21 protein-coding genes and 1 pseudogene are annotated in these 18,049 nt (G+C 37.4%); 13 read left to right on the top strand and 9 right to left on the bottom strand.

The window, feature by feature from the left end:
• Nucleotides 1-31 precede the first annotated feature (31 nt).
• Nucleotides 32-364 (top strand): hypothetical protein, encoded by a 333-nt coding sequence (locus tag Q8M41_RS11665; RefSeq protein WP_305365456.1) that lies wholly within the window; start codon nt 32-34, stop codon nt 362-364.
• Nucleotides 365-480: 116 nt separating this feature from the next.
• On the opposite strand, the gene Q8M41_RS11660 is transcribed toward Q8M41_RS11665, so the two are convergent.
• On the bottom strand, nt 481-900 hold the full coding sequence (locus tag Q8M41_RS11660; RefSeq protein WP_305365455.1) for a hypothetical protein: 420 nt from the start codon (nt 898-900) through the stop codon (nt 481-483).
• Between the two features lie 182 nt (nt 901-1,082).
• Here Q8M41_RS11660 and Q8M41_RS11655 point away from each other — a divergent pair, with 182 nt between their 5' ends.
• Nucleotides 1,083-1,268, top strand: coding sequence for a DUF551 domain-containing protein (locus tag Q8M41_RS11655; RefSeq protein WP_305365454.1), 186 nt, complete (start codon nt 1,083-1,085; stop codon nt 1,266-1,268).
• Between the two features lie 45 nt (nt 1,269-1,313).
• On the opposite strand, the gene Q8M41_RS11650 is transcribed toward Q8M41_RS11655, so the two are convergent.
• The 4 genes from Q8M41_RS11650 to Q8M41_RS11635 form a co-directional block, all read right to left on the bottom strand.
• Entirely contained in the window at nt 1,314-1,523 is a 210-nt protein-coding gene (locus tag Q8M41_RS11650; protein ID WP_305365453.1) for a hypothetical protein, read from the bottom strand.
• Between the two features lie 292 nt (nt 1,524-1,815).
• Nucleotides 1,816-3,087, bottom strand: a complete 1,272-nt coding sequence (locus Q8M41_RS11645) for a sensor histidine kinase KdpD (RefSeq protein ID WP_305365452.1) — start codon at nt 3,085-3,087, stop codon at nt 1,816-1,818.
• Between the two features lie 137 nt (nt 3,088-3,224).
• A complete protein-coding gene (locus Q8M41_RS11640) occupies nt 3,225-4,691 on the bottom strand; it encodes a M48 family metalloprotease (protein ID WP_305365451.1) in 1,467 nt (488 codons plus the stop codon).
• Between the two features lie 173 nt (nt 4,692-4,864).
• Nucleotides 4,865-5,632, bottom strand: a complete 768-nt coding sequence (locus Q8M41_RS11635; protein ID WP_305365450.1) for a DUF1080 domain-containing protein — start codon at nt 5,630-5,632, stop codon at nt 4,865-4,867.
• 143 nt (nt 5,633-5,775) lie between these two features.
• On the opposite strand from Q8M41_RS11635, the gene folB reads away from it, so the two are divergent.
• Both folB and Q8M41_RS11625 read left to right on the top strand, forming a co-directional pair.
• Nucleotides 5,776-6,141, top strand: a complete 366-nt coding sequence (gene folB / locus Q8M41_RS11630) for a dihydroneopterin aldolase (RefSeq protein ID WP_305365449.1) — start codon at nt 5,776-5,778, stop codon at nt 6,139-6,141.
• The gene (locus tag Q8M41_RS11625; RefSeq protein ID WP_305365448.1) at nt 6,119-7,540 is read left to right on the top strand and encodes an FAD-binding oxidoreductase; all 1,422 of its coding nucleotides are present in this window, start codon (nt 6,119-6,121) and stop codon (nt 7,538-7,540) included. Before folB ends, Q8M41_RS11625 begins: the two co-directional genes overlap by 23 nt.
• Nucleotides 7,541-7,566: 26 nt before the next feature.
• On the opposite strand, the gene Q8M41_RS11620 is transcribed toward Q8M41_RS11625, so the two are convergent.
• Nucleotides 7,567-8,085, bottom strand: coding sequence for a thioesterase family protein (locus Q8M41_RS11620; protein WP_305365447.1), 519 nt, complete (start codon nt 8,083-8,085; stop codon nt 7,567-7,569).
• A gap of 50 nt (nt 8,086-8,135) precedes the next feature.
• Here Q8M41_RS11620 and Q8M41_RS11615 point away from each other — a divergent pair, with 50 nt between their 5' ends.
• Both Q8M41_RS11615 and Q8M41_RS11610 read left to right on the top strand, forming a co-directional pair.
• On the top strand, nt 8,136-8,585 hold the full coding sequence (locus tag Q8M41_RS11615) for an Hsp20/alpha crystallin family protein (protein ID WP_305365446.1): 450 nt from the start codon (nt 8,136-8,138) through the stop codon (nt 8,583-8,585).
• Nucleotides 8,586-8,680: 95 nt separating this feature from the next.
• Complete coding sequence (locus Q8M41_RS11610) at nt 8,681-9,991, top strand: nicotinamide mononucleotide adenylyltransferase (protein WP_305365445.1); 1,311 nt, start codon at nt 8,681-8,683, stop codon at nt 9,989-9,991.
• Between the two features lie 75 nt (nt 9,992-10,066).
• Here the strand turns inward: Q8M41_RS11610 and Q8M41_RS11605 are convergent, their stop codons facing one another.
• Entirely contained in the window at nt 10,067-10,558 is a 492-nt protein-coding gene (locus tag Q8M41_RS11605) for a YajQ family cyclic di-GMP-binding protein (RefSeq protein WP_305365444.1), read from the bottom strand.
• Between the two features lie 83 nt (nt 10,559-10,641).
• Between Q8M41_RS11605 and Q8M41_RS11600 the strand changes: the two genes are divergently transcribed.
• From Q8M41_RS11600 to Q8M41_RS11590, 3 genes are all read left to right on the top strand, one after another.
• Nucleotides 10,642-11,268 (top strand): hypothetical protein, encoded by a 627-nt coding sequence (locus Q8M41_RS11600; protein WP_305365443.1) that lies wholly within the window; start codon nt 10,642-10,644, stop codon nt 11,266-11,268.
• Between the two features lie 108 nt (nt 11,269-11,376).
• Nucleotides 11,377-13,431: a polyphosphate kinase 1 gene (gene ppk1 / locus Q8M41_RS11595; RefSeq protein ID WP_370870482.1), complete on the top strand. Its 2,055-nt coding sequence runs from the start codon at nt 11,377-11,379 to the stop codon at nt 13,429-13,431.
• Between the two features lie 4 nt (nt 13,432-13,435).
• Nucleotides 13,436-14,317 carry an ethanolamine ammonia-lyase reactivating factor EutA gene (locus tag Q8M41_RS11590; protein ID WP_305365441.1) on the top strand — a complete coding sequence of 294 codons (882 nt, stop codon included), beginning with the start codon at nt 13,436-13,438 and terminating at the stop codon, nt 14,315-14,317.
• Nucleotides 14,318-14,359: 42 nt separating this feature from the next.
• Here Q8M41_RS11590 and Q8M41_RS11585 read toward each other — a convergent pair whose 3' ends face one another.
• Both Q8M41_RS11585 and Q8M41_RS11580 read right to left on the bottom strand, forming a co-directional pair.
• Nucleotides 14,360-14,989 carry a phosphatase PAP2-related protein gene (locus Q8M41_RS11585; protein WP_305365440.1) on the bottom strand — a complete coding sequence of 210 codons (630 nt, stop codon included), beginning with the start codon at nt 14,987-14,989 and terminating at the stop codon, nt 14,360-14,362.
• A gap of 163 nt (nt 14,990-15,152) precedes the next feature.
• Nucleotides 15,153-16,427, bottom strand: a complete 1,275-nt coding sequence (locus Q8M41_RS11580) for a murein hydrolase activator EnvC (RefSeq protein WP_305365439.1) — start codon at nt 16,425-16,427, stop codon at nt 15,153-15,155.
• A gap of 142 nt (nt 16,428-16,569) precedes the next feature.
• On the opposite strand from Q8M41_RS11580, the pseudogene Q8M41_RS18215 reads away from it, so the two are divergent.
• The 4 genes and pseudogenes from Q8M41_RS18215 to Q8M41_RS11570 all read left to right on the top strand — a co-directional run.
• Nucleotides 16,570-17,118 (top strand): annotated as a pseudogene (locus Q8M41_RS18215) (MFS transporter); the annotation flags it as partial.
• Nucleotides 17,073-17,192 (top strand): CxxxxCH/CxxCH domain-containing protein, encoded by a 120-nt coding sequence (locus Q8M41_RS18210; protein WP_370870488.1) that lies wholly within the window; start codon nt 17,073-17,075, stop codon nt 17,190-17,192. The pseudogene Q8M41_RS18215 and the gene Q8M41_RS18210, both read left to right, overlap by 46 nt.
• Nucleotides 17,161-17,769, top strand: a complete 609-nt coding sequence (locus Q8M41_RS18205; protein WP_370870486.1) for an MFS transporter — start codon at nt 17,161-17,163, stop codon at nt 17,767-17,769. Before Q8M41_RS18210 ends, Q8M41_RS18205 begins: the two co-directional genes overlap by 32 nt.
• Nucleotides 17,750-17,959, top strand: coding sequence for a DUF3820 family protein (locus tag Q8M41_RS11570; RefSeq protein WP_305365437.1), 210 nt, complete (start codon nt 17,750-17,752; stop codon nt 17,957-17,959). Before Q8M41_RS18205 ends, Q8M41_RS11570 begins: the two co-directional genes overlap by 20 nt.
• Nucleotides 17,960-18,049: the final 90 nt, after the last annotated feature.

The raw sequence follows: 18,049 nt of genomic DNA, 5'->3' as shown, positions 1-18,049 counted from the left end.
TTTGGTCAACAATCAAACAAAAAACAAAAACATGAAAACAATATTCGCACTTAGCACAGTAGTTTTAATAACTTTTTCTCTGAATACAAAAGCAGGCTTTAAAAGCTCAGATTTCTCAAATGACCTACCTAAATCGATGGTTTCTGTCGCTCCATTTGTATGGGGTAGCCCTGATGATATAATTGATTCTATAAAGTCAGTTAAAGGATTTAAGAATCTGAATGTGCCTGTCGCACCATTTGTATGGGGGAGTCCGCATGAAACCGCTCCTGAATCATTGAAAAATATTAAAGCTGAAAATGCGAATGTGCCTGTAGCACCGTTCGTTTGGGGAAATCCGGAAGAAACTGCACCCGAAATTTGAATATTAAAGAATAGATTCTAAATGTTGTTTTCCTCTTTTTTAATGGGGAATATCTGGAAGATATTCCCCATTTTTTATTCCTATTCAGCTAAGATTTTTTATTGTTCTACTTTTTTTCAGCTACTTTTTTCTGATTTTCTGCCAAGCAGCCATCCAATTGCTGCCCCGGATACTCCACCTAAAAGAGCCATGCAAAGTGCATCAACAAAAGCCAGTGAAAGGGGCATTAAATTGTACTGCCCGAAGAAAACGAAATTAGCTCCCAGACCAAACAGGAAGAACAATGATGCGCCATGGATAGCACCCTGAATACCTGATTCAATTTTCACTGTATTCAGAAAATAGGCCAGCAGAATCCCCCATATAATATTTCCTGTTCCAATTGCCCAGATCTCCATGGGTTCTTTTATGAGTCCGGGGTAGGAGCTCATGTTCGCACCAAAATAATCCATCAATAGTATTCCATAGATTAAGAATCCCATCAGGAAGACTATAATGCCTCCTGCAATACCGATTAAAAATGTTTTTGAGTTCATAATGAGAGTTGGTTTAAGATTTTATAAAGAAATTTACTTCTAAAGTTTGACTTCTGCAAAATTATAATTCCCTTAAAATGATCTTAATATGCTGTTTTTCAGTGATATGTAACCTTCACCCTTGCTGTTTTCAGCCTGAATTAGTATAAAACCATTTCGACAATAGTTTATATCTTTAGGGTATGGTATGGATTTTAGTTAAAGATGAGTTGCCTGAACAGGCAGTGGATGTTTTGTTATTTGATGGCGGACAAATATACTTCGGTTATTACAGTGAAATTTATAATAAGTTTATTGTTGCCGAGGATAAGGTTTCAATCGGAGATTTTACTCATTGGATGACATTGCCCGATTTCCCACAAACCTGAATTACCTAATCGTTTAAATGTTGTATGTTCAGACTTAGAAACAAGCTATCGGTTTGATGGTCTTAGGGCTTGTTTGTTTTCAGGAGGAGTAGAGGAAAGTTCTCCATTCTCATCTACATAGGCAAGCATATCTTCGAGCTTTCCGCCATTTGAACTCTGTTTGCGTTCCTGCTTACGTTGTTCTTTATCTTCTTTTTTCTTTGCCCTGTTCTTTTCGAGCTGCTTCTTCATGAAGGTTGCCTGGGATTTTGCCATGTCTGTAAATTATTTAATAATTACTATCCGGTTCAAATGTATGCAGCCAGAGAGGCATTGAAAATTCAACAAAGGAATGGATCAGGATTATTCTGTTTTTATTACAGGAAAGAAACCAAGATCAGTCGAATTGACCAGCAGGCATGAAAAAGAATAGCTTGTGCTTTTTTACAAATTTACAAAAAAAACGGTAAAATGGCAAGTTTATATCAAGGTTGAGGTTTGTTGAGGGACAAGTCGAATTTTCTTAATTAAAATAAGGTAGTATTTAAATACTGTAGAAAATTGATGATCAGGCTATTGGAATCGAAATATAGAAGGTGCTTCCCTTGCCAGAAGCGCTTTCAAACCAGATTCTGCCACCCTGCATATCGGTAAATTCCTTGCTTAAATTTAGACCCAAACCAACACCCTTTTCATTTTTTGTACCAAAAGAAGATTCTGCTTTCAAGCTGAATATGGAATCTTTAATCTGATCGGTCATTCCTATACCATTGTCGCTTATTTTGATTACATAGTTTGGATAATCAGATTCTACTGTCAGTTGAATATTTCCTCCGTTATTGGTAAATTTTATCGCATTGCTTAAGATATTTCGAATGACAAGTTGCAACATATTCTCATCTGCCAATACCTTAAGACCAGGGTCAATTTCAAAGTTTAAAGCTATTTGCTTGGCATTTGCAATTGATTGAAATACCCTGATTACAGGAATTAGGGTGTCGGCAAGAAGAATCGGTTTCTTATTAATGCTTATTCCTTCCATTTGAGAAGCAGACCACATCAGGATATTGGAGAGCATATTATCTGTATTTTGGGTCATCTCTATCAGGTCACTTTGTATTTCCAGCCAGTTCTCCTTCGCGGGATCTAAATTTGACAGGATTTCTAAATAACTTCTAACTGTAGCTAATGGGGCTCTAAGGTCGTGGGAAACTATTGTAAATAGTTTATTTTTCGTGCTATTTATACGTTCAAGATCAGCAGCTTTTGTTTCCAGCAAATTCTGGCTTATGTAGTAATTCTTTTTTATATAGCGCAAACCAATCAGAATGGTCAAAACACTTATAAAATAAGTAGAAATGATATCCCCGAAATGAAATCCACGCCCCATGTAAGACTTTTCGACTAATTCAGGGTATAAATATTCAAACAAGGCTAAACCACTGGCTACAACTAAATTCAGACTGATGAAAAACCAGTATTCCTTTGGTTTTGAGAGTGAAATGACCAGAAAGAAAATGGCAACGAGTAATAAAAAGCTAGGCCCCTGAATCCCGGAATTGAAGAAATAGTTTACTATTATAATAATATGGATAATGAATATGGATAACCAAAGGCTGATTTGTGTTTTATACTTAAACCTTGATAGATAATAAAGACAAGCTTGAGCTATTAATGCTACCACAGCAAGTAAGGCCGAGATTGGTAGACCTAAGATCAGATTAAGTGGAACACAAAGAGTAAGAATAAAGAAGGCAACTATACAAAAGGAATGAAATATTCTTGATTCCAGCGAGAATTCCTGGTTTAACCCTGTTAAATAGTACCAGTATTTATTCATAAAGGATGATTTCAGGGAAATTGAATTAAAGAATGACTAATAAGTTCGTATTGATCGCAATACAAATTTAACCATATCAAGCTATAAATAAAGAGGTAAAAGGCCTATTTTATTTTCAGGCTTTTTACCTCTTTATATTATTTCCCCAGAATTTTTATAAGAGATCCCGCCAATACCCTGTCTGTGAGTTGCATTCCATTCAATAAGGAAATTTCTTCCTGTTTGTTTTCTGGCATATTGTAACTGTTAAGTGCCTGTTTAAGGGTTCCACTTTGTTTAACTGGTTTGATTCTTATCCTTTCAGGCTGCTTATTCAGTTTGGAAGCATCTTTTAACTCTTTAAAATTTTTCATTGATTGAAGAAAATACTGGGAATAAGTATTAAAATCATTCACTGAACTAGCTCCAAGTATCAGATAAATATTTTTATTGTATTGAATGAGATAGGATAAAGTTCTGACTGAGGATGCCTGCTGTTGTTGTTGCTGTTGTTGTTGTTCTGCTTTTACATCTGCAACCATAGAGATCGCGTTCAAACCATTGACAGTAATCTGATTTGATTCTAAAACCTGAAGATTATTTTTCTGTACTACATTGCTTGCTGCTTCCTGAAGTGAGCTTCCGGGTGCAAGTGTCATCATAAGGAGTGCTTTCCCATCTTTGGGTGCCATTTGTACCTTTTGTGGAGTGTTTTGGTAATTCCAGCCTTGTGGTGTATTGAACTGGAACTTTAATTCTGGATGATAAAAAATGTTGTTCTCCAGGAAGCCTTGTTTAGGATCTTCCCCGTAGATTAAACCTTCAATCTTTTTTAAATAGCTTTCTCTGCTTACCTTAGGATTGCTGAGGCTTAACTTCTTTTTCCATTCTTCAGAAAGTTTAGTAACAGCAATATTTCTGTCTCCGGGATTAGGGTGTGTGGACATAAAATCCGGTAATTCTGCGCTCTCTGTTCCTACACGCTGTCTTTCGAGAGTGTTGAAAAAACCGGCCATTTCCTTAGCATCATAGCCAATTTTTGAAGAATACTCAACTCCAAGTTCGTCTGATTGACGTTCAGCGTCCCGGCCGAATTTCAGGAATAACAGGCCTAAGCCCTGGGATAATGGTTCGGCAAATTCTGCAACCTGAGGTACAAGAATCATACTGCCAATCAATCCAACCTGACCAAGAATGGCTTTGCTTTGTTGTGAAACTGAATGTCTTGCCGTAATATGTCCTATTTCATGTCCTAAAACACCTGCAAACTCAGCTTCATTGTTGAAGTGAGCCATGATGCCTCTTGTGAAATAAACATACCCACCTGGTACGGCAAATGCGTTTAATATTTCTGAGTCGACAATCTTAAACTCATATTTGAGATCTGGCCTGTGGGATATCGCAGCCATTTCATTACCTTTTTGAGTGATGAAATCCTGAAGTATTTTATTTTCATAAAGTCCATATTGAGCAACAATTTGTGGATCAGCGTCTGCGCCCATGGCAATTTCCTGACTCTCTGACATCAGAACGATCTGTTTTTTCCCTGTAACCGGGTTAACGGCACATGAACTTGCCAAAAGAAGCGATGCACTTAAACAGATCAGGATTAATTGATTTTTCATGTCTTTTATTTTTGAATGCAAACATTCAATTTTCAAGCCAAAATAATTCAAACTAGTATGGAGACCAGGGATAAAGGCAATCATAGCCTCCCAGCTTATCTGTGTGATTAATTTTAAGCAAATTCGATTCTTTGCAAATTTTATAAAAGGCCTGATTTATGAACAGGTTGTTTTTATAATTCTCTTATCCAAATATTACGAAAGCTTATTGGTTCACTTGGATCTCCGTGGTCCTGTAATTTGATAGGCAATGGTCCGTGTTTTTTATAGAAAGGTGGCCCAATATACACTGTTTCTCCCTTGAGCTCAATGTTGTTTTGAATCAATATCCCATTATGCAACACACTTACCCTTGCGGCAGATTTCAAAGTGCCATTTTCATTGAATACCGGTGCGGTCCAAACAATATCGTATGATTGCCATTCTCCTGGTTTTCTGGATGCGTTTACCAATGGTATAAATTGTTTATAAATACTTCCAGCCTGACCATTACTGTAAGTAATGTTATTATACGAATCGAGGACTTGTAATTCGTAACCCTCATCTCCTTTGCCGGTAGATGCCAGAAATATTCCACTATTGCCTCTTGCCTGACCGGTGCCTGTAATGTTTTCGGGTATATACCACTCAATGTGCATTTGATAATTCAGAAATGATCTTTTGGTCTGAATATTTCCTGTTCCTTTTTTTACGGTGAATTGTCCATTAGCTACCGTCCATTTTGCTTCAGATTGATCCTTAGCTGTTTGCCATTGATTAAGATCCTTTCCTCCAAATAATATAATTGCATCTTCAGGTGCTGATAACGCATTTTTTTGTGGTTGAACAATTTTCGGGACAGGTGACCATGCTTCTGTGTCTTTTGGATTTGCATTCTGCTGAGCGGAGCTACTGTTTATCAGAATTGTTAAGATAGCGGCGATTAAAGTGATTCTTTTCATTTTAATATAATATTTAAACAAGATATGAATTTGAGGATTATGAAATTAGATATTATTTTTTGATTGGAATAATTATTCAACAGAGAACAATTAATTGACCAGTTACGCCATAGAGTATATTTTAATTAATCTATTTTTGTGTAATGGGAATTATCAAACAAAAGGTAAGCTTGAACGGAGTTCGTTTTTTTTCATATCACGGATTTTATCCCGAAGAGCAGATCCTGGGGACAGAATTTATTGTCGATATTGATACAGAACTCGAGGTGTATGGTTCAGGTGCTGATGATATTGCGAATACAGTTAATTATGAACGATTGTTGCAAATCGCATCAGAAGAAATGAAAATTCCGCGTAAGTTAATAGAAACTGTAGCGCATAGCATACTTGAGCGGATCAGGCATGAGTTTCTCGCTGTTCAGATGATTCGTATTTCTATCCACAAAATGCATCCCCCAATGAGTGCCGAAATAAATAATTCAACCATTGAACTTTCGTTCAGCAGATAATATGTCTTTTAACCAGATTAGTGAGAATATTTTAATCGAAATCTCTGAAATTACTGGAGCAGAGAACGTTTTTACAGATCATGATAAACTTGAGAAGTATTCCCATGATGAGACTGAAGATCTGATTTTCTATCCGGAAGTAGTTGTCAGACCGGATAGTAAAGAGCAGATCTCAATGCTGCTTAAATTATGTAATAAGTACATGATTCCAGTTACCCCCAGAGGTGCCGGTACGGGACTAAGTGGCGGGGCCTTGCCAGTAATGGGCGGACTTTTGATCTCTATGGAGAGGTTTGATAAGATCATTGAGATTGATGAGCGTAATCTTCAGGCAACTCTTGAACCGGGGGTAATTACCGAAGTTTTCATGAATGCCATCGCCGAAAGGGGATTGTTATATCCGGTAGATCCTTCCAGTAAAGGCTCTTGTTTTATTGGTGGAAATATTGCCCATGGAAGTGGAGGGCCAAGAGTCGTAAAATATGGAACCATCAGAGAATATGTATTGAACCTTGAGGTGGTTCTTCCCGATGGTGAAATAATCTGGACAGGAGCTAATACACTCAAATATGCTTCGGGCTATAACCTCACGCAGTTAATGATTGGTTCTGAGGGTACACTCGGTATCATAACCAAAATAGTATTAAAACTAATATCGCGTCCTACACAAAACCTGGTTATGCTGGCATCTTTTCCAGGTAATGAGCAGGCTTGCGAGGCAGTTTCTGCGATTTTTCGAGCCGGAGTAACACCCTCTACGCTTGAGTTTATGGAGCGGAGGGCGGTTGAATGGGTAATAGAGTATGATCATTTTCAATTCGACCTTAAAGATGAAGCACAGGCATTTTTAATGATAGAGGTCGACGGGAACGATTTGGATGTACTTTTGACTGATTGTGAAAAGATCAACGAAGTGCTTGAGAATAATTCCTGTTCAGATGTGCTTTTTGCAGATACTGCGGCTCAAAAGGAGTCTATATGGAGATTGAGGCGTACAATGCCATTATCTGTAAAGTCGAATTCAATTTATAAGGAGGAAGATACAGTGGTGCCAAGGGCAGAATTAGCAAAACTGATTTATGGAATAAAGGAAATAGGAGCAAGATTTGGTTTTCAGTCTATTTGTTATGGTCATGCCGGGGATGGAAACGTGCACATCAATATCATTAAGGGTAATATGTCTGATGAGGATTGGAATACAAAATTAAAAGAGGGTATACGAGAGATATTTGAGCTGACCGTCTCCCTTGGTGGTACTATATCCGGGGAACATGGTATAGGGTCAGTGCAGCGTGAGTACATGGATATAAAATACTCGGCAGTCCATCTTAACCTGATGCGTGGTATTAAATCAGTTTTTGATCCAAAGGGAATACTGAATCCCGGTAAAATATTCTAATCCTGCAAGCAGATATCTGACCTTAATTACTCAAAGTTGTACTTCATACTGTTTTCCATCTTAATGCGCTGCTGTGCCGGAATTTGGGTAGGTTTTTGAAGTGCATAATCAAATGAGACACAGAGCGTTTGCCCGGTAGTACATATTTCTTCAGTGCCATTAATGTTTGTTACAAGAACGTATTCCAGTTCAAAACTACTGTTGCCAATTTTTGAAGTTCTGACATAAGCATATACAATATCAGAAAGTGTTATTGGTCTAAGATAATCAACCACTGATTTTCTGATTATGATTCCGAGTAATTTCATGTCCCATTCAATTATTTCAGCCCAGTAAGCCGATCGTGCTATCTCAAAATAAGTAAGATATATAGCGTTATTTACATGGCCTAAAGCATCTATGTCTGCAAAACGAATGGGAATCTGAGTCTTGAAATGATATCCTTTCATGTGAATATTGTCATTATGTCTGTAAAAAATAAATTTTTCTGCCAGTTTGTCTTTTATTTTGACTTGTTTTTGTGCAATATGCAAAATGGTATACACATTGTCGAGTAGTTTGAAATAACTAATTAAAAATTTAGGAGGATATCAAAATGGCACTAGTAAAATTTGCAAACGGAAACACAAACAAAGTATTCAAACCGGTTTATAACGATGTTTTTGAATCGTTTTTCAATGCCGATCCCTTTTTATCTAAAAGTACCTTAAATCGTAATCCGGCTGTTAATATCGCTGAAAACGAAAATGAATTTCATATTGAATTAGCTGCACCCGGGCTTAAGAAAGAAGATTTTAAAATCAATCTGGAGCAGAATCTCTTGACTGTATCGGCAGAAAGCAAGGAAGAGAAGACAGAGTCGGATGCAGCAAAGAAATACAACAGAATTGAGTATAACTATTCATCCTTTATGAGAACATTTACATTGCCTGAGACTGCAGATCATGCTAAGATTACTGCAGAATATAAAGATGGTATTTTGTTTATCAGTGTAGCAAAGAAAGAAGAAGCAAAGATTCTGTCGAGAGAGATAGCAATTAGCTAATTCTGATCCAACACTCGTTTTAAAAGGCAGGCGGAATACCGTCTGCCTTTTCTATTTAAATTGCGGCATAAGCTGCAAAATCGTAATTTTGCCGCATGGTGAGAGAAATTTTAGAGAATAAGCGAAAAGCCTTAAAGATCAATTTGGATGAATCTATTTACGGAACTTTTGCCGAGATAGGAGCAGGTCAGGAAGTCGCAAGAAATTTTTTCACTGCCGGGGCTGCTTCAGGAACGATTGCAAAGACTATGTCGGCTTATGATATGGTCTTTAGTAATTCCATTTACGGGGAGGAGGAATCTGGCCGCTATGTTTCTGAATCAAGGCTTGATAAAATGATCCAGCATGAGTTCGGACTTTTATCTGAACGCCTCTGCGGGCCAAAATATGCCGGAAAAACCTTTTTCGCTTTTGCAGATACTGTAACAACCCTAAATTTCAATAAAACCAATGATCCACATGGTTGGCTGGGTATCAGGTTTCAACTGAGTCCGGGAGGTGAGCCTAATGATATTATTTTTCATGTCAGACTTCTGGACAGTGATTCAAATCTGCAGCAGAATGTATTGGGAATATTAGGAGTAAACCTCGTTTATGCTGCATATTATTATCATGATGATGTTCAGTCAATGATCGAGTCTCTGGTTGATAATTTGGCAGTAGGCTCTGTAGAAATTGATCTCATCAGTCTGAGTGGTCCTGAATTCAAGAATGCTAACGACCGGCTGGTTAACCTATATCTGATTGCCAAAGGCTTTTCAGGGGCAGCAATTTTTGATAAAAATGGTCATGCACGCCAATCTAAAGATGTGCTCTATAAAAAGGATGTGATGATCCTTCGCACAAAATTTGGTCAGAAATCTACGCCAAACTTCGATCTATTTAATAAAGCAGTCGAGCAATTTAAGCACACACAAAAGGTAAATGACAAGAACATCATTGTAATGATTGAGGTTTTAATGACCAATTTTCTTGAAGATAAATCGGAACTAAGTAATGAGGATCTTGAAAAATTTGCGAAACGTGCTGAAGAGCTTTGTACTACAGGAAATTATGTGATTGTATCTGACTTTGCGCGAAATCATAAACTGGCACAATACCTTTCACGATGCAGCCCCAAAAGTGTTGGTATATCAACCAATATTGCAAACCTGAAAAATATATTTAACTCCGAAAATTACGGCGAAAATTACACAGACGAACTTTTAGCTTATATCAGTGATTTATTCAGTAAGAACGTAAGGCTCTATGCCTATCCTTACCTTGACAAGAAAAATAAACAGATTATTACCACACGCAATATGCCTGTATCAAAAGAATCAAAACATTTGTTCGAATTTCTGATACAGAATGGCTACATCATGGATATTGATGAGTATGATGAGAAAGATGTGAAGACGGTTTAATTAGTGGAGAGTGGAGAATTGAGAGTGGAAAATGAAATCACTCTCAACTCTCAATTCTCCACTCTCAATTATATTTTAGTTTCTCATATTAATATACTGAAGCGGCTGTCCAAAATCATCGCTGCGGCAAAGGGCAATTACAGCTTGCAGATCATCTATTTTCTTAGCCTGAACTCTAACTTGATCGTCCATAATAGAAGCCTGAACTTTTAGTCCGCTGTCTTTTATTTTTTTAACGATTTTTTTTGCTGCTTCCTTATCGATTCCTTCCTTAATTTTAATTTCTTTTCGAAGCATATTGCCTGATGCATATTGTTCTTTTCCGAGGTCCATGCTGCCCGGATCAAGGTTATGTTTTACCATCCTGGATATAATCGCATCCTGGATAGCTTTCAAACGCATATCATTTTCGGTGATGATGGTGATTTCGTTTGTCTTTTTATCGAGTTCTACGCTGCTTTTCGAATCGTTAAAATCATAGCGGTTTAAAATCTCTTTTTTTGCTGTATTGATTGCATTATCGAGGGTCTGTCCGTCGATCTTACTTACGATGTCAAATGTTGGCATAATTATTATACTATGGTTAATCGAATTTTGTTAATATCTTTAAATATTGCATTTAAAGATTACATTTCTCTAAAAGAATAATTATGAAAGCAAATAAAGTAAAAACATCTGTAAAGGATGTAAAAAAGAAAACAAAACGTGTTGTTAAAAAGGAATTGGAAACAACTATTTCTGATAAGTTCTTTGAAGCAATGAAGAGTCTTGGACATGATGCAGAAAAATTCTCCAAGGAGATTAAAAAAACCAGTAAAGCATTAGCTAAAAAGCTTGCAGCTAAGTATAATGATGTTAAGAATGCGGTTGAAGATAAACTGGAAAGTAAGGCCAAAAGCATAAAACCAAAAAGTATCAGCAAGGCAGGTGCTTCAGCAGGTAAATCTGTAGTTTCTGCAGTTAAGAAAGCCGAAAAGGTTGTTGCCCGTGTTAGTAAGGCTGCAGTAAAGGCGAAGGCTCCAAGTCTTGTAACTTCTGGTACAGGTTCACCAAAGTCGGCTGCAAGCAAACCAAGAGTAAGAATACAAAAGAGTACAGCTGCAGCATCAGGCACTAAAGCAGTGTCAGGTAAGCCCGCTGTAAGCAAAGAGGCAACTGTAAAAGCAAAGCCAAAAGCCTCCAGAAACAGAAAGCCGGCTTCTAAAGCTGTTCCGTCAACTGTTGCTTCAGCCAAATCAGAAGGGTCTTCAAGTGCTCCTTCAACTGAAAAAATATAGATGAATGCGATTCACGTTTCACACTTAACGTGAAATTAATGTTTTGTTAATATTAATTTTTGAATTTTACAGTCCCGTCCACAGGTGCGGGATTGTTTATTTATGCCAATGCCTAAGAATATTCCTTTAATAAATCGTGAGGTCAGTTGGTTATACTTTAACGACCGTGTACTGCAGGAGGCCGCTGATAAATCAGTCCCGCTGGTTGAAAGAATTCGTTTTCTGGCCATTTTTTCCTCAAATCTTGATGAATTCTACCGGGTAAGGGTTGCTACGCTCAACAGGCTTTCAAATCTGAATACCAGGTCAAAAGCAATACTGGGTTTTAGTCCCCGGAAAATATTGAACCAGATTAAAAATATTGTTGTCAGACAAGAGCGAAAATTCAATCATTTATATGAAGATGTCATAGTAAAGGAACTGGAACGGGAAAGGATCTTTTTAATTAATGAAACTCAGTTGAATGTTACACGTGGTTCATTTGTGAGAGAATATTTCAGGGAAAAGATTCTATCAACACTTGTACCGGTAATGATCAATAAAAATGAACCATTTCCTGAACTCAAGGATCGGGCAATCTATCTTTTTGTAAGGCTGGTTCAAACAAAGAATAAAGAGAAAAGCAGATTTGCTCTGATTGAGATTCCAACTGATGTTTCAGGCCGTTTTATTGTACTTCCGGAAACGAATAATCTTAAATTCATTACATTGATCGATGATATTGTCAGATATTGTCTTGATGATATTTTCTTCATTTTTGAATATGATAGTATTGAGGCTTATTCTGTTCAGTTAACCAGGGATGCTGAATTGGATCTTGATATACATGTTAGTGAAAAATTCATTGACGCACTCTCCAAAAGTCTTCTGAAAAGAGGAAAGGGTAAGCCTATGCGCTTATTATATGATACTGACATGCCCCTGGATATGCTCACTTATCTGGTAGCTGAATTAGATTTAACTGCCGATGGACTTATTCCTGGCAACCGTTACCATAATTTTAAGGATTTCATCGGCTTTCCGAATGTAGGAAGACCTGAATTGGAATACCCTAAATTGGTGCCCCTGCCGGTAAATGAGCTTTCCACTGTAAGTAGTATCTTCGCACAGATCTCCAGGAAGGATTACCTTATTAATTTACCCTATCAGTCCTTCGATTATATTATACATTTCCTCAGGGAAGCAGCTATTGATCCAAAGGTTAGAGAGATTAAAATTACACTGTATCGCCTGGCTGAAAATTCCAGGATTATACACGCTCTGATCAATGCTGCTAAGAATGGCAAAAAGGTGAGCTGCATGCTGGAGCTTAAAGCAAGGTTTGATGAGCAAGCTAATATTTATTGGACAAACAGGCTGGAGGAAGAGGGGGTAGTTGTTAATTATGGAATGCCCGATTATAAAGTTCATTCGAAAATTTGTTTGATAAGACGGACAGAAAAGGGGAAAGACAGATATTATGCAAATCTGGCTACGGGGAATTATAATGAAAAGACAGCAAAACTTTATTGCGATCATAGTTTATTTACTGCTAATCCCTTAATTACAGCCGAATTGGTAACATTTTTTGATGGACTACAGAAGCAGGTTTTTTACAGTGCTTATAAGCATTTAATCGTTTCTCCACTTGAAAGCAGGCAAAAAATAAATACCCTGATCAATAAAGAGATAAAAACTGCAAAAGCGGGTAAGAATGCCAGTATAATACTTAAAATGAATAGTTTAACTGATGTTGCTATAATTGAGAAATTATATGAAGCCAGTAATGCAGGTGTTAAAATTAAGCTAATCATTCGCGGTATGTGTTGTCTGGTATCGGGAATTGCAGGATTTAGTGAAAATATTGAAGTGATTAGTATAATAGATCGTTATCTTGAGCATGCGCGGGTTTGGATATTTGGAGATGCAGGGCGACAAAATGTTTATCTTTCTTCGGCCGATATGATGGCAAGAAATCTGGATCATCGGGTAGAAGTAGGTTTCCCAATACTGGATGCGGAGATAAGGTCTGAAATTCTGGATATTATTAATATTCAGCTGAAGGATAATACTAAGGCCAGAGAAATTAATGAGCTGAACAATAATCGTTATCGGAAGACCGGAACAAAGGTTCATAGTCGTGCTCAGACTGACATATATACCTATTTAAAATATAAAAAATAATACCTTGAGATACGCTGCCATAGATATCGGTTCGAATGCTGTCAGACTGTTAATTGCTGATGTAATACAAAACAACAAGACTGTTTCTTTTAAAAAGAATACGCTAATCAGAGTGCCTTTGAGGCTTGGTGATGATGCTTTTCTGGATAAGTTAATATCTCCAAATAAAACCGAAGAGCTCATTAAGACCATGGTCGCATTTCGTAATCTGATTGATGTTTATAAGGTTAGTGATTATATGGCTTGCGCAACATCTGCAATGCGCGAGGCAAGGAATGGTTCTTCACTTGTAGCAAAAATTAAGGCTGAGGCAGGATTAGACCTTGAAATTGTCGAAGGACAAAGGGAAGCTAACATAATATATGCCAGCCATATTGAACAAAGTTTAGACCGTAAGAAGAATTATTTATACATCGATGTTGGTGGTGGTAGTACTGAACTTTCGGTTTTTAGCAACGGAGAATTGATCTCTTCCCGTTCATTCAACCTGGGTGGTATCAGGATACTTGATAATCAGGATAAAGATGAAACCTGGGCTGAAATGAAGGATTGGGTGAAGAATGTGGCACAATCATATAAAAATCTTTCGGGTATTGGTACTGGAGGGAACATTAATAAGCTCTTTAAGATGGCTGAAGGAAAAGATGGTTCTCCATTAACTTTTACAAAGCTTAGGGAATTGTATTCTTACCTTAATTCTTTTTCACTTAAAGATCGCATTAATGTTCTTGGATTGAATCAGGATAGGGCAGATGTTATTATTCCTGCCTCCGAAATTTATCTTACGGTTATGAAATGGGGAGGAGTAAAGCAAATATTTGTACCAAGGGTAGGTTTGGTGGATGGCTTAATTCAGTTAATGATTGACAAGAATTTTCCAGATTGATGGGGAGAAGGTAAAGAGAGGGAATGGAGAATAGGAAATAGATTATGATTCGACAATTTTTTTGGAGCCAGCCCAAATAAAATAGGTAATCACTGGTGCCATTATTACATCCATTGTGTAGTGGACATGTTGCAGGAGTACTGCTATCCCAATAAAAATGGTAGCTGTAAGTGCAAGAATTTTATCTGTTCTTTTCTTCAGACATAAGAACATCAAAAACATCGCAGCGGTGTGACCGGAGAAGAACAGATCTTTGGTAATAAATTTCGGCCCATAAAATTGGTTGCTGATTGGGTCATGAATAGGAATGAGATCTCTGGGTGCATCAAGTGGAATCAGACCGATAGAGACAAATCGCGATAGATTGATCAGGATAAAACCCCATAGAAAGGTTAAAAATAAGTTAGGATCTTGCTTGAAACGGCTGAATGTTAAAATGGTCATTGACCAGATTGTAATGAAAATAAAAAGAGAAAGGTCGTATGAGGGAAGCCATTGTAATAAATAATCATTGAAATCAATCCCATTTCTTTGCTCTATAGCCTGATAAAAAAAGGGCAGGGAAAGCAGAATAAATGAGATGAGGATTAACCCTGTAATACATTTTTTTCTGTAATCAGATGATTGCCAGTTATCTCTCCATACACTTACAATAGCTCTTTGTTCAGACATGAATTTTTTATTTTTTTTAGAGTTTGCAAAAGTACGTGATTAATACATTATTTAGCAACATTAAATTAATGATTATTTAATTTCGAGTTAACGATAATTATATATTCGACTTGATTAATATGAATCAATCGAATAAATAATAGATAACAGAATTGTTAGATTATTATTGTGATATCCATCCGGATGGATTTACCGGAGTGCCACCTTTCCAGATTTGGAATTGCATTTCTGTTAGATCCTCTGTTATATCTGTTGCTACTGTACCAATACTTTGCCGGGCAGTCACTTCCTGGCCTGCAGCTACACTCACATTCTTAAGCTTGGAATAAATAGAAAAATACTCTCCATGACGAATGATGATAGTGTAGGAATTGACCAGATAAATCACTTTACTCACTTTTCCTCCATAAACAGCATAAACATTAGCCCCGGGGGCAGTTTTAATGTTAATACCCGGATTGAAAATGGTTACATTATTGAATTTTTGTTGCCCGAAACCCTGAGTAATAATTCCCTGTGCAGGCTTTTGCATCCGTCCACGGCTGCCCAGGAAAGATGAGGAGAGTTTGGCGTCCTCCGGACTTGAAGCTAAAATAGATGATCCGCTCGCTACAGGTTTAGCAGGCTTGGGCTTATCGGTATTATTTTTTGCTTTTGAGGCTGCTTCGGCCGCAGCGGCCAGTCTTCGACGTTCTGCTTCTTTGCGTTGTGCTGCCAGGATCTCTTTACGAATGGCCTCCTGAATTGCTTTGTTTAATGTATTTGCCTCCTTTTGTTTTTTGGAAAGCTGTTGCTGGAGCTCTTTTTGTTTCTTAGTTAAGCCTGTTAATATTTTCGACTGCTGTTCCTTATCATTACCTAAGGTTTGCTTCTCGACAATCTGGTCTATTAAGAGATTGGTTTTCTCCTTTTTGTTCTGGTCTAGTTCATTGATTTGTTTTTTCAATCTTATTTGAGTTGTAATAATCTCTTTTGCCTGTCTTTTACGGAAAGTGCCTACCTGCTGAATATAGCGCAGTCGCATATAGGCCTGATTAAAATCATGTGAAGCAAATATGAACATCAACTTATTGTAGGCTCCCTGATTTTTGAATGCAAAAACAATCATTTTTGAATACTGCGACTTCAGCTTGTTCAGGTTTGTTTGTAGTGAAATTACCTCAGTAGTATTGCTGATAATTTTCGTGTCCAGCATTTTAATTTCAGTGTTTATCGTCCTGATCTTATCTTCTCTTAATCTGATCTGGGTATTTAACAGATTAATCTGGTTAAGGGATAACTTCTTGTTTTTGTCAATTTTATTACGGCTTCTCTTTAATTCTTCTATCTCTCTGGTAATGGCTTCCTTACGTTTTTTGAGTGCTGAACTGCTCTGCCCAAAGACAGATTGCAAAGAGATCATCAAAACTAAAAAGGTAACCAATTTCAGAAATCGCATAGAGGGAATAATTTACCCGGCAAAACTATTAACATTAGCTGAAAATCCGGACATTTTTATCATTTATTGTTCTAATCGCTCTCTTTTTATTTCGACGATTTTAGCTGAAATTCTTATTACTTTTGCCGCACTATCTTAAACAATGTCTGGTAAAAAACATCCAATCTATAATGTTCAGTTTGCACTTTTATGCTTGAGCTCATTCCTGTTTTCTGCCAGTTTCAATATGTTGATTCCGGAAATGCCAGCCTATCTTACAGGGCTGGGAGGTGCAGAATATAAGGGTTATATTATTGCACTCTTTACACTTTCTGCAGGGATTTCAAGACCATTTAGTGGAAAATTAACAGATAAGATCGGCCGTGTTCCAGTAATGGCGGTTGGTTCTTTTGTTTGTGTTGTTTGTGGCTTATTGTATCCGATATTGACCAGTGTTGCCGGATTTCTATGGCTAAGGCTGTTTCATGGTTTTTCTACGGGTTTTAAGCCAACTGCAACGGCAGCCTATGTTGCTGATATCGTCCCTGGCAACCGTTGGGGAGAAGCTATGGGAATACATGGAGTATGTTTTAGTACCGGACTAGCAATTGGCCCGGCAATTGGCAGCGAGCTGACTGAAATGGTTTCAATAAATGCCATGTTCTATTGCTCTTCTGTTTTTGCACTTCTATCTATTGTCATTCTGATGAATATGCAGGAAACCCTGGAGAAAAAAGAACCGTTCCGGTTTTCTATGATGCAGATAAACCGTACAGAAGTTATTGAGGTCAGGGTTTTGGTAGCAGCTTTCATTACCTTTCTTTCATACCTGAGTTATGGAATTATTCTTACCGTTATATCAGATTGGGGAGGGCATCTTGGCATTTCAAACAAGGGTCTTTTCTTCATGGTTTTTACTGTTTCTTCACTGTTAATACGTTTCGTATCCGGAAAGATGTCTGACAGGATTGGCAGAGTTCGTATTATTAAGTTATCGCTGATTATTCTTGTGATATCTCTGGTCTTGATTGGGCTTGCTGATACTCCACTGAGCCTGATGATTGGCTCTGCTGTTTATGGTATAGCAACCGGGATGTTATCACCAGCACTTACCGCCTGGATTATTGATCTTAGCCATCCTGATCATCGCGGTAAAGCCGTTGCAACAATGTACATCGCACTGGAAGCAGGTATTGGTTTGGGAGCCTTTTTTGCCGGCAGTTTATACATTACTGATGTTAGTATGATACCTACTATCTTCTACGCAGCGGCAATCACAACCTTTTTTGCATATCTATACCTGCAACTTATTTATAAAAGAAAATCTCAGATTAAACCGCAGGATGAACCCTCAAATTCTTAAAGATCTGGTTAGTATTGCTATGCCTTATGGTAAATATAAGGGCCGGCTTATTTGCGACCTGCCGGAATATTATCTGGTATGGTATGAGAATAGGGGATTTCCTGAAGGTAAGATTGGAGTCCTTCTGGCGACGATGTATGAGATTAAGCTTAACGGACTTGAATATTTGCTTAAGCCCATCAGGAAATAATTAGAAAGGGCCTGTTTTTATTTAAATAAAAATACTAATATTGTTAGTATTTCTAAAATCTGATTATCTTTGAATAATTGAGAGCTTCTG

This window comes from Daejeonella sp. (assembly GCF_030684675.1).
GTDB lineage: Bacteria > Bacteroidota > Bacteroidia > Sphingobacteriales > Sphingobacteriaceae > Daejeonella.
This window is presented reverse-complemented; position numbering and strand designations above follow the sequence as displayed.

Bases quoted from the DNA above. Each gene is read 5' to 3' on its own strand.
- Q8M41_RS11585 (WP_305365440.1), bottom strand. From the start codon at position 14,989: ATGTCTGAACAAAGAGCTATTGTAAGTGTATGGAGAGATAACTGGCAA.
- Q8M41_RS11600 (WP_305365443.1), top strand. From the start codon at position 10,642: ATGAAAGCAAATAAAGTAAAAACATCTGTAAAGGATGTAAAAAAGAAA.
- Q8M41_RS11610 (WP_305365445.1), top strand. From the start codon at position 8,681: ATGGTGAGAGAAATTTTAGAGAATAAGCGAAAAGCCTTAAAGATCAAT.
- Q8M41_RS18205 (WP_370870486.1), top strand. From the start codon at position 17,161: ATGATGCAGATAAACCGTACAGAAGTTATTGAGGTCAGGGTTTTGGTA.
- Q8M41_RS11660 (WP_305365455.1), bottom strand. From the start codon at position 900: ATGAACTCAAAAACATTTTTAATCGGTATTGCAGGAGGCATTATAGTC.
- Q8M41_RS11580 (WP_305365439.1), bottom strand. From the start codon at position 16,427: ATGCGATTTCTGAAATTGGTTACCTTTTTAGTTTTGATGATCTCTTTG.
- Q8M41_RS11665 (WP_305365456.1), top strand. From the start codon at position 32: ATGAAAACAATATTCGCACTTAGCACAGTAGTTTTAATAACTTTTTCT.
- Q8M41_RS11650 (WP_305365453.1), bottom strand. From the start codon at position 1,523: ATGGCAAAATCCCAGGCAACCTTCATGAAGAAGCAGCTCGAAAAGAAC.
- Q8M41_RS11615 (WP_305365446.1), top strand. From the start codon at position 8,136: ATGGCACTAGTAAAATTTGCAAACGGAAACACAAACAAAGTATTCAAA.
- Q8M41_RS11605 (WP_305365444.1), bottom strand. From the start codon at position 10,558: ATGCCAACATTTGACATCGTAAGTAAGATCGACGGACAGACCCTCGAT.
- Q8M41_RS11640 (WP_305365451.1), bottom strand. From the start codon at position 4,691: ATGAAAAATCAATTAATCCTGATCTGTTTAAGTGCATCGCTTCTTTTG.
- Q8M41_RS11635 (WP_305365450.1), bottom strand. From the start codon at position 5,632: ATGAAAAGAATCACTTTAATCGCCGCTATCTTAACAATTCTGATAAAC.
- folB (WP_305365449.1), top strand. From the start codon at position 5,776: ATGGGAATTATCAAACAAAAGGTAAGCTTGAACGGAGTTCGTTTTTTT.
- Q8M41_RS11645 (WP_305365452.1), bottom strand. From the start codon at position 3,087: ATGAATAAATACTGGTACTATTTAACAGGGTTAAACCAGGAATTCTCG.
- Q8M41_RS11570 (WP_305365437.1), top strand. From the start codon at position 17,750: ATGAACCCTCAAATTCTTAAAGATCTGGTTAGTATTGCTATGCCTTAT.
- Q8M41_RS11655 (WP_305365454.1), top strand. From the start codon at position 1,083: ATGGTATGGATTTTAGTTAAAGATGAGTTGCCTGAACAGGCAGTGGAT.
- ppk1 (WP_370870482.1), top strand. From the start codon at position 11,377: ATGCCTAAGAATATTCCTTTAATAAATCGTGAGGTCAGTTGGTTATAC.